Genomic DNA, 16,092 nt, shown 5'->3' on the forward strand with positions numbered 1-16,092 from the left:
CGTTTCGAAAGCAGATTCAGGCCGCCGCGCGCTCCAGCGCGTCGATGAACATCGCGGCCACGTCGAAGCCCGTCTGCTCCATGATTTCGCGGAAACACGTCGGGCTCGTGACATTGACCTCGGTGAGCCAGTCGCCGATGGCGTCGAGCCCGACAAGCAGCAGGCCGCGTGCCGCGAGCGTCGGGCCGAGCGCTTTCGCGATCTCCATGTCGCGCCCGGTGAGCGGCTGCGCGACGCCGAGCCCACCCGCCGCCAGATTGCCGCGCACTTCATTGCCCTGAGGAATACGCGCGAGCGAAAACGGCACCGGCTCACCGCCGATCAGCAGGATACGCTTGTCGCCGGCCTTGATTTCGGGGATGAACTTCTGCGCCATCACGCTGCGCGCCCCGTCGTGACTCAGCATCTCGATGATCGAGCCGAGGTTCATGCCGTCCGCCTTCACGCGGAACACGCCCATGCCGCCCATGCCGTCGAGCGGCTTGAGGATCACGTCCTGGTGCTCCTCATGGAACTTGCGCATGCGCGCCGCGCTGCGCGTGACGAGCGTCGGCGCGACGAACTGCGCAAATTCGCCGATGGCGAGCTTCTCCGAGTGATCGCGAATCGACTGCGGCTTGTTGAAGATCTTCGCGCCCGCGCGCTCGGCGATCTCCAGCAGCCACGTCGACGTGACGTACTCCATGTCGAACGGCGGGTCCTTGCGCATGACGACGGCGTCGAAGCCGGTGAGCGCGCGCGCATCGGCCGTGGCTTCGAACCACGTTTCGCGATGCAGGTCCGCCGTATCGCCGATGATCGTGAAGCGCCGCACGTCGGCCTCCACCTGGCCGTTCACCCATGCGAGGTGCCGAGGCTCGCACGCGAAGAGCCGGTGGCCGCGCTTCGCGGCCTCGGCCATCATCGCGTAGGTCGAGTCCTTGTAGATCTTGAACCGCTCGAGCGGATCGGCGATGAAGAGAATGTCCATATCGTCTCTGCCTTGTCCCTGTCCTGTCGCTGCTTGACGCCTGGCATGGCGCCTGGTGTGGTGCCTGCTTTCATGACGGCAACGCCCGCACGGTGGCGGGCGCTGCGTTCGATTGTGTGAAGGATGACGGCTGGATCAGACCTGGATCGCTTCGGGGTCGGTCTTCTCCAGCTCGACCGAGGCCGCCAGCAAGCCGAGCCGCGCCACCACGCCGTACATGTAAAAGCGGTTCGGCGGCGCCGCCCCCGCTTTCGCGCGCGTGTCGGGCAGCGCCGTGTGCTCGAAGCCGAGCGGCACGAAATGCATGCCCGGCGCGTTCAGGTTCTGGTCGCGCTCGCGGCTGCCGTGCGCGCGGTAGAAGCCGCCCACCACATAACGGTCGATCATGTACACGACCGGCTCGGCCACTTCGTCGCCGATATGCTCGAACGTATAGACGCCTTCCTGCACGATCACGTCGTGCACTTCCAGCCCGTCCTTCGTGGCCGACATCTTCGCACGTTCGCGCTTCGTGAGTGCGGCGACCTCCGAGGCATCGTGCACCGTCATCACACCGCGGCCGTCCGTGCCGGCATCGGACTTGATGACGACATAGGGCTTTTCGGTGATGCCGTACTCGCGGTACTTCTTCGCGATCTTCTTGAGCACGGCGTCGATGGCGGTCGCGAGCGGCTCCTCGCCCGTGCGCGCCTCGAAGTCCACGCCTTCCACGTGCGCGAAGTACGGATTGATCATCCACGGGTCCACGCCCACCATCTTCGCGAACTTCTTCGCCACGTCGTCATAGCAGGAGAAGTGCGTGGACTTGCGGCGCACCGCCCAGGCGGCGTGCAGCGGCGGCAGCACGTACTGCTCGTGCAGGTTTTCGAGCACGGGCGGAATGCCGGCCGAAAGATCGTTGTTCAGCAGGATCGAGCACGGGTCGAAGTTCTTCAGGCCGAGGCGCCGCTGCGAGCGCTCGAGCGGTTCGAGCACGATCTTCTGGCCGTCCGCGAGCGAGATCGTGACCGGCCCGGCGATCGTGTCGTCGAGGGTGCCGAAACGCACGTTCAGGCCCGCCTGGCGCATGATCGTGGCGAGCCGCGCGACATTCTCCAGATAAAACGCGTTGCGCGTGTGCATCTCCGGAATCACCAGCAGGTTCTTGGCGTCCGGGCAGATCTTTTCGATGGCGGCCATGGCCGCCTGCACGGCGAGCGGCAGCACTTCCTGCGGCAGGCAGTGGAAAGCGCCGGGAAAAAGGTTGGTGTCGACGGGCGCGAGCTTGAAGCCGGCGTTGCGCAGGTCGACCGAGGCGTAGAACGGCGGCGTGTGCTCCTGCCATTCGAGGCGGAACCAGCGCTCGATGGCCGGCGTCGCGTCGAGGATGCGCTGCTCCAGTTCGAGGAGCGGGCCATTCAACGCCGTAACCAGATGCGGGACCATAAGGGGTGACTCGCGGACGAAATGCTTTGATTGTAGGGAAACCGATCGTTTATCTGGGGACGATTGCGCCAGTTGCAAGACGGGATTGCCCTCGTGAATCCCCGTCATGAATTCCCTGGGCGCGGTAGGGTCAATCGAGCGTTTCGCGCGCGCGGATATTCAAGCCGGATATCCATTCTGGACCGCCCGCGCCGCCCGGCGCAATTGGGCACACGGATTGAAGGGGCACTATGCGAACACGCGGGCGCGGCGCTTATTCCCCTCTCGCGGGAGCAAAGCCCACACCCGGCGCCGCAGCGCGCAAAAGAAAAGGGCCCGCCGAAAAGGCGGGCCCAGGTCGCTGCTTACTGCCCTGCTAGATCAAACCGTCTAACGCGGCGCGCTTATTCCACGCGTTCGCCATGCAGCACCACGTCGAGACCTTCGCGCTCTTCTTCTTCCGAAACGCGCAGGCCCATCACCATGTCGATCACCTTCAGCAGGACGAAGCTCACCACGCCGCTATAGATGAGGGTCGTGAGCACGCCCTTGGCTTGCAGGATGAGGCTGCCATCCGCGCCGCCGATATCCTTCACCGCGAACACGCCGGTCAGCAGCGCACCGATGATGCCGCCGATGCCGTGCACGCCGAACGCGTCGAGCGAGTCGTCATAGTTGAACTTGTGCTTGAGCCACGTCGCCGACCAGAAGCAGACCACGCCCGCCACCACACCGATCACGATTGCGCCCAGCACGCCGACGAAACCCGAAGCCGGCGTAATGGCCACGAGACCTGCAACGGCGCCCGAAGCGATACCGAGCACCGACGGCTTGCCCTTCGCGATCCACTCCGCGAACATCCAGCCGAGCGCGGCGCAGGCGGTAGCGATTTGCGTCGTGAGCATCGCGAAGCCGGCACGGCCGTCAGCCGCGACTGCCGAACCCGCGTTGAAGCCGAACCAGCCCACCCACAGCATGGCCGCACCCATCAGCGTGAGCGTGAGGTTGTGCGGAGCCATCACTTCGCGGCCATAGCCAACCCGCTTGCCGAGCACGAGACAGCACACGAGACCCGCGATACCGGCGTTGATGTGCACGACCGTGCCGCCCGCGAAGTCGAGGATGCCGGCGCTGGCGAGCCAGCCCGTCGGCTCCCACACCATGTGCGCGATCGGCGAGTAGACGATGACCGACCACAGCGACATGAACACGAGCATCGCCGAGAACTTCATGCGATCGGCAAACGCACCGGTGATGAGCGCCGGCGTGATGATCGCGAACGTCATCTGATAGACGAAGTACACGGTCTCGGGGATGGTCGGCGCGAGGTGGCTCACGGTAAGCGTCGTCGCCTTGTCGCCCTTGATGTAGTTCATGCCCTCAAGGAAGATGCGCGAGAAGCCGCCGATGAACGAGCCGCCCGGCGTGAACGCGATCGAGTAGCCGACCACCGTCCAGATCACCGTGACGACGCAGGTGATCGCGAAGCTCTGCATGAGCGTCGAGAGCACGTTCTTCTTGCGGACCATGCCGCCGTAGAAGAGCGCGAGGCCCGGGATCGTCATGAACAGCACGAGCGCGGTGGAGGTCAGCATCCACGCGGTGTCGCCGGAGTTGATCTTCGACGAATCGACCGAGAACGGCGCGGTCGGTGCGGCGGGCGCCGCAGCTGCGGCAGCGGCCGATGCGTCGGCCGGGGCGCTGGCGGCGGCGGCCGGGGCGCTGGCTGCTGCTGCCGGGGCCGAAGCCGCGTCGGCTGCGGGCGCCGAAGCCGGGGCGGCCGCGGACGCATCGGGCGCCGAAGCGGTGGTGGCCGGCGCGGAGGCCGCGGCGGGCGCGGATGCGTCGTCCGCCAGCGCGGCGCCGACGCCGCCGGCCAGCAGCGAGCCGGCCATCATCAGGGACATAAAAAGTTTGCGCATCTCGGTTTCCTCTTTCCTCTTGTCTCGGTCTCTTTAGGCTTTACAGCGCGTCGGCGCCGGTCTCGCCGGTGCGGATGCGGATCACTTGTTCGATCGGGGTGACGAAAATCTTGCCGTCGCCGATCTTGCCCGTGCGGGCCGCGCGTTCGACTGCCTCGATGGCCTGCTCGACGATATCGTCGGCCACGGCGGCTTCGATCTTCACCTTCGGCAGGAAGTCGACGACATACTCCGCGCCGCGGTACAGCTCGGTGTGCCCCTTCTGGCGACCGAAGCCTTTCACCTCCGTCACCGTGATCCCCGAAACGCCGATCGCCGAAAGGGCTTCGCGCGCCTCATCGAGCTTGAACGGCTTGATGATTGCTGTAATGAGTTTCATGTAGTCCTCGCTGTGGTTTGCTTCATTCCTTTGTCTGCTTCTGCAACGGGCGCCCGGCGAACGGCGCGTGATGCTTCGCCGCGTCGCTGGCACACCGTGAGCCAACCTGTCGTTCGGTGCGCGGGGCAGTATTAGCAACACCCGTGCCAATTTGCTGCACTCCGTGCGTAAAGGCGGTGTGATGGACTTCGATGCAAGCGCGCTCAAAGCCGTGGACAATGCGGTCCGCGCCTTGAGGGGCGCGGCGCGCAAGGCCCTGGCCGAACGGCCAGCGTGGCGCGCGCGCGGTGGCGTGGCGGGGGGAACGTTGCTACAGTGTTCTCAGGCATTGTTGCCGCGCCGGGCACCGCATGGCGGCTGGAAATGGCCCGCCGCGCCACAGCGCGAAGCACACGGGCTCGCGGTGCGCACCACTTGCGCGCACACTGGCCGTGGCCCTGCGAGTTCGCACCAAGATCGATCACGGTCCGCCGCGGGGCACAGGCGAAACAAAACTTGCACATCTTTTGTGCAGCGAAGGGGAATCGAATGAAGCAACCTAACGATGTATTCAATGATCTGCAGTCGCGCATGAGCGATCTGCTCAAGAACTCGCCGGCGCGCGATGTCGAACGCAATGTTCGCGCAATGTTGTCGCAAGGCTTTTCGAAGCTGGACCTCGTCACGCGCGAGGAATTCGACGCGCAAACGCAGGTGCTCGTGCGCACGCGCCAGCGCCTCGAAGAACTTGAGCGCCGCGTGGCCGAGCTCGAGCAGAAGCTGCCGGTGACTAGCCAGTCCTCCTGATCATTTCCTTGCGCACTCCTGTGCGCAATTGAGTGCAGCACCCCTGCCGCCCCGCCGCAAGCGATCCGTAGCGTGGTCGCAATGGAACCGTAAAGGGGCATACGCCTCACCAGCCTGGCGCATGCACGGCGCGCGAAACACATACGAAGCCCGGTCCGAAGCTTCGTACACCGCGCGCCACTTCTGCATGCGAGCCTTCCGGAGAATCCCATGTCGCTTGCCGTGGTGCGCAGCCGCGCGCCCGAAGTCACCGTCGAAGTCCATCTCGCCAACGGTCTGCCATCGTTTTCCATCGTCGGGCTGCCCGACCTCGAAGTGCGCGAAAGCCGCGAGCGCGTGCGCGCCGCGCTCTCGAACTGCGGCTTCGATTTCCCGGTGAGGCGCATTATCGATTTTTTCCCGACTATATTTTTCGTCAGAAATCGCCTTTACTAGGGATAGCCATGCGACTTGGCTCGCCGTTCCAGCCCCAAAAAAATTGACAACGTCACTCTGACAACGGCCAATTACTATCAAGGAGTAGTCGTGATAGTTATGACCGTTCTGGCCGGTATACCTTCTTTGGTGGCCACCTCACTCGACGGACGCTCGAAGACATGTCACATCCCGAGAGTGATCGAAGTTTTCCGTGACGACACCGAAAAGCTCGTCAGGCCACTTATTCATCATTACAACAAGCTTTCGTACGGATCTCAGTGCAACCTAGGGCATCAACTGGAGCGATTGGCGATGCGATCGCGTGGTTTGTGCGCCGGGCTCCCCGCTGACGCCGACGAATGGCAGCAGTATCTTATTGCGCTGTTCAAAGTGTGGTTTGAGCAGAATGAGAGCAGTCTTGCAACGCGCATCAGAACTTGGCAACAGATTGCGTTCTGGTTCACCCTCCTGCGCGATAGCAGACGAGTTATCCCGCCCGGCGTTGATATTCCTTTTGACGATAACAACAGAGTACGCCTTGACGACGAGCCAGCCCCGCGCCTGCTTGGCGAAGCCCCTATCAGGGCAGTTGGCGATCGGCATCAAAAAGTTTTGGTCGATATCAGCCTCGTGCGAAGTGATCCAGAGTATATGGATGAAATACGTTCAACACTTTCAAGGCGACGCGCAGAACTGGAGGTGGCTGCCTGTTGCTGGGTTGACATGATTGACACCCATTTTCGCTACGGCCAACGGTTGATGTCCTTGATCGATTACGAAACAGAGTTAAGGCCTCATCTAGATGACCCAGGCTTCTGGCGTGATTGGGACAACAATGGTGCTCACAAAGCGAACGGCAGGAGCGAACAATCGCTCGGGGTCTTGCTGGGACTTCTCCGTCACAGTGGGAATGTGAGGAAAGCTCTCTTCGAAGGTAGCGAGAGCGATTTTCTGCCCTCATATCCGACGCTTGGCTTTCCCGTTACCGCCCCTTCTGTCGTAAGCCCCAAAATTACAAAGTCCCAGCGAATTCGATGGATGTTAGGTGTCCTAACACCAATGGACTATAGCTACGCACATCTCTTTCTCACTCTTCATCACCCGATTTTCTTCGGCTCCGCCTTTTACGACGCCAAGATCATTAGTCGACAAGGTGAACGCCTAGTAGCGCTGGGTGATAGCAGCGCTACTGTGAGCCTTCTCAAGAATCGGGCACACGCAATGAAATATGCAGAACTCGACGAGCCCTCAGTAAAGTGTCTGAGTATGCTCATAGACATGACAGCCGAGGTCAGGGAAAGACGACAAAAAACGGATCCGGCAGCGTCGAATCGCCTTGTGCTCATTGAGAGACCGGAATACGTCAATACCACGCGAATTCTGAGGGAAGGTGGTGCGTGGATCGGAAATTATTTTCCATCAGTTGCCAAGGAGTTCGCTGGAACAACAATAAATATGAGAAAAGTTCGCGCTACCGAGGGAGTACTCGAATGGCTCAGGACAGGATCTCTTCTTGCGGCAACGCGTCGTCTTGGAAACTCAAAACAGATATTTATCGAGCATTATTTGCCTGGAGAACTGCTGGCGTCCTTCTATGCTCGTCAGATCCGACGTTATCATATTTTGTTCCTCGCGACTGCCACACCACCCGATATTTCTCTTTCAGAAGTACTCGAGTTCAAATCCATCGACGAGATTCACGATTTCATCGAATCCAATCTGAAAATCGAGCCCTTCCGCTCCTCTCCGCTCGGAAAGGCCTTAAAAGACAAGGTTTCCTCGTCAAACAAGATTACGGCTAATGAGTCATCTGACGAATTGATTTTGCCAGTATCCGAAAACGCGATGGCGGCACTATTCCTCTACCAAGAATGCGCGATGGAAGTTGGATTCAACAACAGTACCATCTCCGAACATGTCGCTCGCAGGCTGCGCGGAATCACCCCAGACGACCTCATATCACTTGCCGAGCTGGCGAGGTTCCGGTTGCCAGAAGATCGCGATCCTCGGATGAGGGACGCTCACGTCAAAGGGCTGAAAAGATGTAGGGAGTTAAAAAAAACATATCAGTGGCGTGATCTCATGATGCGAGCAAAGAAACAGTAACGCTCACCACGTGTTCCTTCTTCTGAGGAAACTATGCCGGTCTCGATGAAAACCTCTGATGAACTTGCTGCGGCTCGCCTAGTGGCGACTGCACTCCAGCATATGGGGGAATATGCGGGGCCGTGGCACGCGGCGTGGCTGGTAGGCCCGGCCATCGGGGTACCCACATGGACAATCAAAACACGGCGTTCCCGCGAAGTGGACGATCAGTCCGTCGGCAACGATACCATTCGTTGGGACTTCATACTTCCAAATGGGTCCAGTCTCGATTCGCCAGTAAATGCCCTTATTCAACAAACGTCTCAAAAAATAGCGTTTCTCGTCCGCCAATTGCCATCATGGGGTGTGAGGGCAAATTCGAGCCACAAGACTTTCATAACAAACCTTCACTTCGTCATTCGATGGCTCTTCGAGTATGAGGAAATCTACAAGCCAGCTGAGCATGCATTCGAGCTACTTGATGAAGTTGGCCTCGACGCAATGTTTTATGAGTATATCGAGGGGGGAAGCATGATGGCTCTTCATTTCCCTCGGAGAATTCTGCATACTCTTTGCTCTTTGGCGCCGCCTGATCCTTCAGTCAACACATCGGAAATTGAGGACATTTTCAGGCTTCATGAATCGATAACTAAGCCTATCATCTACTGGCTCCGTGACAACGACTTTTACGATAGCACGCCCATACGGGGCGAAACCATCGTTTCGCTTAACCGGAGCCGGCTTTGCGAACTGATTTCATTCGATTACAAGCAACTCACGTCTCAAAAATGCAACGCATTTTTGAGACAGTTCGAACCCGAACTGCTTGAGGCAGGTGGAAAGCTTCTGATCCCTGTCAACAAACCCAGAACTGAATATTTTTCACACAAAACCGTACTCTTGGAAGACGCTCGAAATTCGAAGTGCTCGGCAGGAAAACTGCACAATCTGGTCTACACGCTTGGCGTAGTTACCCGCTCGAACTCAAAAATCAATCATGGCTGCCCCCGTAATCGAGTAGATTGCTCCAAGTATCACAAACTCTCGGATACCGAGGGCTCCCCGGACGAGAACACGCCGTTAATGCCAATCGAAGTGGCAATTCCCTACGCGGCAGAATCAATTCGCTGGATCGTTAAGTACGCAGACCCGCTAATTGATTTCTATCTGAAAGCTGCTCGTCATTTTGTTGAGGCAGGAATTATCAACCATAAACCAAACGACACCGGGAAAACAGAGAAACGAGAGAAGCGAAACAAATGGATTCGCGAAAATATCCCCGCAGATCTAGCTACGCTCAATATCAGTCGATGGGGAACTGTATTTCATCACGACAGTATGCCGAATCCGCACGAACATTTGCGCAAGGGGCCAGGATTACACGATCTAATTGATGTGTTGATAGGTGCGGTGCTGTACATCCTAATCGAAACTTGCGACTTGAGAGAAGGTGAAGTCCGGCTGCTTAAGATCGACTCCCTTCGCATCAAGGAACGAGACGGATATTGGATCCAACGCGGCCAAGAGAAGCAACATGTCCTTGACGAACTCGCGCAAAAGACGCGGCCTTGCCCTGACATCGTTGCACGAGCGCTTCTCGCAATTAGGCGACTGAGGGATGGCATCTTGACGCTGAAGCCCAAAGCCGACCCATTCATAGCAAGCGCACTATTTTATGTGCCCGACTCTGCACACAACGCGGGGCTCATCGCAGCCCCACTGAATCGTCTGAGCCTGATTCGTAGCATGGAAACATTCTGCGACTACGTCGCACTTCCTGTCGACGAATACGGTCGTCGCTGGTATGTACGGCCACACGAATCCAGAAAGTCATGCCTCGTAACGTTCTTTTCTTGTGCAGGCTTTTCCGCATTAGATGTAGCGAGGTGGATGGCCGGACACAAGTCGCTCCACAGTATATTTGTCTACCTTAAGAAAAACACTCCACGAGACCGATTCCTTGCCATGGAGGCCCAGCTTGCATCTGCTGAACTTTGGCGGGTCGAAAGAAAATCAGATGTTACTGTCCAAAATGCAGAGGATCTTTACTTGAACGTATGCCGAAGATTTGGCGTTCGTAGCATTAGCGCCATTCCTCGATCCGATCTTGACAATTGGTTGACAGAAGCTTTTCAGGGCAACATTTACGCGCTTGAAGTCGCATCCAATGACGGTGCCGTCGGCGAGTTCGTAGCTTTCGTAATTGGAGACGGCGATGAAACCGACCACTAAACCGAGAAGGACTACGCGATGCTCCTCACAAGCCAGACAGGAAAGCGTCCTCAGTCTATATAGACTGCTTCAAAAGACAACGGAATCTAACCCGCCCTCCAAAGCTCTGTTGGAAGCCTGCAATCGCCAATCGACACTAGCCAAGTTCAACCTATCAACGTACGGCATCATTCCAATGTCTTTGAATACGTTGAAGCGGACCGCCGAAGATTGTTTCGGGACAGGAGGTTGGAAGAAAATTGATGCTCTCCGGATTTTGGTGCTGAAATCCGCTCCGGCGGTGAAGCTGCCACAATCCCCCTTGGCCGCCGCGCGACAACACGCAGCCGACGCTGACGGTCGGAACGACGAACAGTTCCAAACTCGAGCGGTGCTGTACCGCGCATTTAATTCTGCCGTCACGCTTGCTAGGGAATTCGCGGAAGACAAGCCTGAACGCTTGGAGAAGATTAAGCGTCTTCACGCTTTATATGCCGATATTTTTGATCTAAGACGAGCAAAGTAAGCATGAAGAGCCAGGAAGCGCGTCAGTTGTTCAAGCTTGTCCGGAACATAAGTTTTCCAAGCTACGCTATGCGTGCTCCTTCATCAAACGATTGGTGCGCGCGAAAACGGTCAGGTTATACGCGGTTCGCTTTCTACTGGCCATCAGGGGAACCTTGTGTTCCGGTCGAAATGTACTTGGATCACCGCGCGGCGGAACTGACATCAGATGCAGATAGAGGCGGGTCGCTCAGGGCTGAAGCGAGTGCGATATCACACATCGTTCGGTACTGCGCTCAAGAAAAAATTCGATTTCGAGAGATTAACGACGCTGATTTTTCCGCCTTTACAGATAGCCTCGTTATAGAGAGAGGAACAAGGCGTGACGGTTGGTCGGCGCGAGGCGCAAATGCTGTGAATTCTATCATCTCTGTATCAATTCGCTTCCTATTTTGGTACCAGAGGCAGTTCGACCTCAGCCAGCCTCTGGTTGGAACAGTCGACGACGATGACGCTCGCATTCTGCTTATGCGCCAAAAGATTAAGCATTTCACCGGAAGGATGATTGAGGCGCTTGCTTACCCTGACCGACCGCAATCGGAACCACCGGTGCCGAAGTCTCCGTTGCCTGACAAGCATATCAAGCGCCTATGGGAAGCCGCGTCCGCACCGCAAACCCAGTGCAAGCGCTCAATTTTGCCTGAATCATCCTCGGCGACATCAGCTCGCGATCTTCAGAGAGAATATCTTTACCGACGACGCATAGTCACCTTGATGATAATGGAGGAGACCGGTTTACGGCCAGGCGAACTTTGCCTGATGAAATGCCAGCCTCATATCAACATCTTGTCCTCGCGGAATCTTCACATTCCCACATTGAAGCGGAGAGAGGGCCCTCCGTTTGTCCGCACCCTGCCATGCAGTCTCGAATTAGCGTCAGCAATTAAACAATTGCTGACTGCGCGCGAAAATTTTCTCAGGAGTCTCTCTATCAGGCCGAGAGCGCTTGCGGAAGAGCATGAAATTCTGTTTATAGATATTCGTGGTGCAGCAATGAGAGCGTCTTCTCTTGAGAGGGAGTTCTCACGACTTCGCGCTCGTGCAGGCATAACAAAACCTGACCGCGCATGTTTTTCGATGTACCGACACCGCTTTCTCAGTCGTCGTGCGGCTTTTTACATCAAAGCGTTCCGACTTGAAAATTGTGATCCCAATACCGGTGGCCTGCCTTTCACAGACGACACGATGATTCTTGGGCGCCTAGTGGAGTTGACTGGCAGAAAAACGCTTGCCAGCTTGCGCCCATACATAGATCTCGGCTGGAAGGAACTGGATGTTTTTACCAGCATCGATAGCGCAATCGCGTCGGATGACGCGATCAGATCAGCGATACATCGCCTTAACCAGCTTTGCATCGAAATCGCGAACACGGGGGACAAGATAAAGGCACATCGGATACTGCTTGAGGTCGACGAAATCACGAAGCGCCTTGTTGAGCTGAAGAACGCCTTTCAACGCACTGCAGCGTCCAAGCCTTCCGGGTAGTTGGATATTCATACGCAGCCAAGCCGACCACCCACTGACGTCGAGGCGCTTCATCTTGTTCGCGCGAGTGATCGGATCGACGGTTATAGGCCGAACCTGCCACCGGTTAAGAGCTAATATCAACCGGGCTTATCTCGACACGCTCAGCAACTTGCGGGCGGCGGCCCAGTGGGACGACGAAATGTCTAGCAAACTAGCTCGTCATTTAGCGATTTACTCGCCAATACTCTCGCTACGCGCCATCAGTTTGGAGGCGAATGATGTCGACACTTGAGCGAGTACGATGCTTTACCGGCCATGCCAGCGTTGAAAGCCTTTTCCATTACATAGATTGGGCATGGGAAGATATGACATCATTTGATCTTATCGATATTGCCATTGAGCTAATGCGACTCATTGAATCGACCTATCGCTCCATTTCCGCTCTTATTCATTCGACGCACCGCACATCAGAAAATAGGAAGCAGGCTGAATCGATTGTAAATACTGCCAGATCAGAGCTGCTCCGACTACAAAGAGATTATTTTCCTTATTAAATAAAACAAATTGATTGCAGGCTGCTATTGAACACGGGCTCAATAGCAGCCTCCACTAGTCTTGATTGACTGACCGAGACGCATCATCGCCTCGAGCCTCCCGTCTCAACGACTGAGGCGCTACGCCAAATCCGCGGACAAAAACTTCTCGCAGATGACGCCGGTCGCGAAATCCCGTTTCGCGAGCGATCGTCTCCAAGGAATGCCGTCCCCGCTCAATCATGTTCCTCGCAGCCTCAAGGCGAAGGCGCTCAATGGCTTTGGCGGGCGACTCGCCAGTCTCGGCGAGGAAAATACGGCCGAACTGGCGAGGACTCAAGTGCGCGGCCTTTGCCAGATCGTCGACACGCAAAGGCTTCGACAGATTTACTCGTGCATATTCCAGCGCCAACTGAATCCTGTCCGATTTCGGTGCAAGTGCCAGCATTTCAGAATGCTGTGATTGGCCACCGGATCGACGATGGTGCATGACGAGCGCACGCGCGACCGAATTGGCAAAATCCGGCCCCTGGTCCTTCTCAACCATACCCAGCGCGAGATCCATCGCCGCCGTAAGTCCAGCTGAAGTCCATATCGGACCATCGACGATGAAGATCCGGTCTGCCTCCACTTCCGCCTTAGGCCAGCGCTCCTGCATCGCCGCCGCAAACGCCCAATGGGTCGTCGCGCGACGCCCGTCGAGAAGACCCGCTTCTCCGAGGACAAATCCACCTGTGCAAAGGCCCGCCGTGCGTCGCGAGCGTTGAGACGCTTCGATGACGAATCGGAGTTCTTCAGGAGCGGTGGTTCGTCCGATCGGATTGACGATTCCACTGACCATCCACGTGTCCGCCACCGCGGTAGAGTCGGCTGGCTGCGTATTCACGGATACGCCAAGTGATGCCTTGGTTTCCCCACCTGCAAGTGAATAATTTGTGACGCTATAAAGCTGTTCTCGCGCCACTACGTTGGCAATCTCGAAAACAGTTTGTGTTCCGATGGCCATAACCTGGAAGCCATCAGTCAAAAAGTAACCAATTCGATGCATCACTGTCACCGCGGGCCATGACCGAAAACCTGATTATAAATGTCGTTGGAGAAACGCGTGATTTCCCTGGATCATAGGCTCCTATCGTCGATAGGTTCTCCAACGAGGAAACAAGAATGACGGCTTCACGCGGAACTGCAGTGGTAAGCGGCGCATTGTCTGTTATTGGTGCGGCCTATGCGGATTACCTTGCAGCCAACGGTCACGATCTCATTCTGATCGATCGGGATCGCGCGAGTCTAAACGCACTCGCAGAGGAGTTGACCACCCAGACACGACGCGCAGTTGAGGTCGTAGCCGCAGATCGACGATCTCCCTCCGATGTCGCATTGATCGCCGAAAAGATCGATCAGGACGCGAGCGTCGTTCTGGTTGTCAGTGTTACTGACGACGGCGTAGACAACGCATTCTCTGCTGCGCAGGCAGATTCGTTGATCAAGTCCGCAGGACTTGAGTGTGAAGTGTCCTGCGCAGCAGTCAGGAAATTCGCGTCGAATGGTGGCGCGGCCAACCTCTACCGTTCAAACGTCGTTGTGACCAGCGCCGGTCGAATGAATGGCAGTCCCTTTCCGTTTTAGCTCCGCAGAATCGATTGACCAACCAGGTGAATACGGATGAGCACAACTCCCAATGTTGATTCCCCGTCTCTCAACGCGGTAACACGATTCGCCGACCTACCGAACCGACGCCTCGCGTATCGACGTTTTGGTAGCGGTAAGCCCATCGTACTTTGCGTACGTTTTAGGGGCACGATGGATTCGTGGGATCCTCTGTTCCTTGACAGTCTCGCCGCAAAGGGATTCGAAGTCGTCATCTTTGACTACAGTGGTCTCGGACAGTCCACCGGCGAGCGCACCTACAACCCCGCCGCACTGGCGCGAGACGCCATCGAATTGATCGGTGCACTCGAGCTTGGTCGCGTAGTCATCGGTGGCTGGTCTATCGGTGGCATAGCTGCACAAATTATATTGGCGCAGACCCCGCAAATTGTGAGTCACGCGGTGCTTATCGCGACCACACCACCCGGGCCGCTGGTGAAAACAGGTGAGCCCTTGTTCTACACGCTGGCAAAACGCGAGAACGACTTCGAAGACTTCGTCAGACTTTTCTTTGAACCCACTTCAGCGCAAAGCCGCGCGGCTGCAGAAGAGGCTTCACGACGTCTCACCGCCCGCACGTCCGACGTCAGTCCTGACGTGCCCTATAGCTGGGCCGCTGATCAACTCGGTGAAGGCCCTAGAAATCCCGCTTTCCCTGCACCGCCGGTCCTGCAAGCGCTGCGCGCCGCTTCGATTCCGATTTTGCACATTGGTGGCGATCACGACATCGTATTCCCGGTTGAGAACTGGTATGCCTTGAACGCCCAGCTCCCCAGTCTCCACCTGGTCACATTTCCACAGTCGGGACATGGACCTCAACTCCAATTTCCGCAGGCATCCGCAGCCCACATCGCGGCATTTCTAGCTTAGTCGCGAAAGCTCTCCTGCTGACGCGGCGCACAGTTTAGACAGACCCCGAGGAACGATCTTTTTAAATAGTGGAAGATCGGGCCATTCGGACATTAAATATGGATTACTAATGGAAAATCTCATCGACAAGGCCATCGCGGCTGCCGGCGGTCTTGACCGATTTCGCAGCTTTCGCCGCGTGTCTGCGCAGCTTCATCACACCGGTGCGCTCTGGAACCTCAAACAGTGCGAAAACGTGCTGACGCACTCGCGTGTCACCGTCGATCTTCACGAACAACGAGTGTCACACGAGCCGTTCGCGCCATCGTCAGATCATTCGATCTATACCCCCTCGCTCGTTGAGATTCGACGAGCTGACGACTCGATCGTGGAGACCCTCAATCATCCGCGGGCGTCGTTCGACGGATACGAGATGGAAACGCCTTGGTCTAACGCGCAGCTCGCGTATTTCGCGGGCTACACCATGTGGACCTATCTGACGTCTCCATTCCTGTTGCGACATCCAGGCGTGGCGGCGCAGGAGATTGATCCCTGGGTTGTCGATGGCCTGCCGTGGCGACGTCTCCGGGTCGAATTCGCACCGAGCATCGCAACTCACAGCGCCGTGCAGACGCTTTACTTCGATGCAGATGGACTTCTCCGCCGCCACGACTACGAAGTCGATATCCAGGGACGCAATGCCGCCGCGCGTTATCTGAGCGATTACGTCACGGTCCAGGGCATCCGGATGCCGACGCGTCTGCGTATCTACCCTCGCACCCCGGACAACATCGCCCTGCCGGAGCCGTTGATCGTCGGTGTTGATCTTTCTGACTTCCGTTTTGAATGAGAACCCAA

13 protein-coding genes and 1 pseudogene are annotated in these 16,092 nt (G+C 57.2%); 9 read left to right on the forward strand and 5 right to left on the reverse strand.

The genetic code is table 11. From position 1 onward, the window contains the following. Positions 1 to 16: 16 nt before the first annotated feature. From gshB to BFD71_RS14670, 4 genes are all read right to left on the reverse strand, one after another. The gene (gshB, locus tag BFD71_RS14655) at positions 17 to 970 is read right to left on the reverse strand and encodes a glutathione synthase (protein WP_069264969.1); all 954 of its coding nucleotides are present in this window, start codon (positions 968 to 970) and stop codon (positions 17 to 19) included. A 135-nt stretch (positions 971 to 1,105) separates the two neighbouring features. Then, a complete protein-coding gene (gene gshA, locus BFD71_RS14660; RefSeq protein ID WP_069264972.1) occupies positions 1,106 to 2,395 on the reverse strand; it encodes a glutamate--cysteine ligase in 1,290 nt (429 codons plus the stop codon). A 383-nt stretch (positions 2,396 to 2,778) separates the two neighbouring features. Next, the gene (locus BFD71_RS14665; RefSeq protein WP_069264978.1) at positions 2,779 to 4,296 is read right to left on the reverse strand and encodes an ammonium transporter; all 1,518 of its coding nucleotides are present in this window, start codon (positions 4,294 to 4,296) and stop codon (positions 2,779 to 2,781) included. Positions 4,297 to 4,336: 40 nt separating this feature from the next. After that, complete coding sequence (locus tag BFD71_RS14670; RefSeq protein WP_028201804.1) at positions 4,337 to 4,675, reverse strand: P-II family nitrogen regulator; 339 nt, start codon at positions 4,673 to 4,675, stop codon at positions 4,337 to 4,339. 528 nt (positions 4,676 to 5,203) lie between these two features. Between BFD71_RS14670 and BFD71_RS14675 the strand changes: the two genes are divergently transcribed. From BFD71_RS14675 to BFD71_RS39100, 6 genes and pseudogenes are all read left to right on the forward strand, one after another. After that, positions 5,204 to 5,461 (forward strand): accessory factor UbiK family protein, encoded by a 258-nt coding sequence (locus tag BFD71_RS14675; RefSeq protein ID WP_069264980.1) that lies wholly within the window; start codon positions 5,204 to 5,206, stop codon positions 5,459 to 5,461. Positions 5,462 to 5,671: 210 nt separating this feature from the next. Then, a pseudogene (locus BFD71_RS14680) lies at positions 5,672 to 5,848 on the forward strand (magnesium chelatase domain-containing protein); the annotation flags it as partial. Positions 5,849 to 5,995: 147 nt separating this feature from the next. Then, positions 5,996 to 7,984, forward strand: a complete 1,989-nt coding sequence (locus BFD71_RS14685) for a hypothetical protein (protein ID WP_069264982.1) — start codon at positions 5,996 to 5,998, stop codon at positions 7,982 to 7,984. A 45-nt stretch (positions 7,985 to 8,029) separates the two neighbouring features. Then, positions 8,030 to 10,195 (forward strand): hypothetical protein, encoded by a 2,166-nt coding sequence (locus BFD71_RS40500; protein WP_141710669.1) that lies wholly within the window; start codon positions 8,030 to 8,032, stop codon positions 10,193 to 10,195. A 175-nt stretch (positions 10,196 to 10,370) separates the two neighbouring features. Next, positions 10,371 to 10,700 carry a hypothetical protein gene (locus tag BFD71_RS14690; protein ID WP_069264984.1) on the forward strand — a complete coding sequence of 110 codons (330 nt, stop codon included), beginning with the start codon at positions 10,371 to 10,373 and terminating at the stop codon, positions 10,698 to 10,700. Between the two features lie 2 nt (positions 10,701 to 10,702). After that, positions 10,703 to 12,223: a tyrosine-type recombinase/integrase gene (locus BFD71_RS39100; RefSeq protein WP_083245261.1), complete on the forward strand. Its 1,521-nt coding sequence runs from the start codon at positions 10,703 to 10,705 to the stop codon at positions 12,221 to 12,223. 591 nt (positions 12,224 to 12,814) lie between these two features. Here the strand turns inward: BFD71_RS39100 and BFD71_RS14700 are convergent. Further along, positions 12,815 to 13,786 carry a GlxA family transcriptional regulator gene (locus BFD71_RS14700; RefSeq protein ID WP_069264989.1) on the reverse strand — a complete coding sequence of 324 codons (972 nt, stop codon included), beginning with the start codon at positions 13,784 to 13,786 and terminating at the stop codon, positions 12,815 to 12,817. Between the two features lie 116 nt (positions 13,787 to 13,902). Here BFD71_RS14700 and BFD71_RS14705 point away from each other — a divergent pair, with 116 nt between their 5' ends. The 3 genes from BFD71_RS14705 to BFD71_RS14715 all read left to right on the forward strand — a co-directional run bounded on the left by BFD71_RS14705 (position 13,903) and on the right by BFD71_RS14715 (position 16,084). Then, positions 13,903 to 14,364, forward strand: a complete 462-nt coding sequence (locus tag BFD71_RS14705; RefSeq protein WP_083245262.1) for an SDR family NAD(P)-dependent oxidoreductase — start codon at positions 13,903 to 13,905, stop codon at positions 14,362 to 14,364. 36 nt (positions 14,365 to 14,400) lie between these two features. Then, positions 14,401 to 15,255 carry an alpha/beta fold hydrolase gene (locus BFD71_RS14710; RefSeq protein WP_069264993.1) on the forward strand — a complete coding sequence of 285 codons (855 nt, stop codon included), beginning with the start codon at positions 14,401 to 14,403 and terminating at the stop codon, positions 15,253 to 15,255. A 109-nt stretch (positions 15,256 to 15,364) separates the two neighbouring features. Further along, positions 15,365 to 16,084: a hypothetical protein gene (locus BFD71_RS14715; protein WP_069264995.1), complete on the forward strand. Its 720-nt coding sequence runs from the start codon at positions 15,365 to 15,367 to the stop codon at positions 16,082 to 16,084. Positions 16,085 to 16,092 lie beyond the last annotated feature (8 nt).

Origin of the sequence: Paraburkholderia nodosa, from assembly GCF_001718195.1 — a bacterium.
Classification (GTDB): Bacteria; Pseudomonadota; Gammaproteobacteria; order Burkholderiales; family Burkholderiaceae; genus Paraburkholderia; species Paraburkholderia nodosa_A.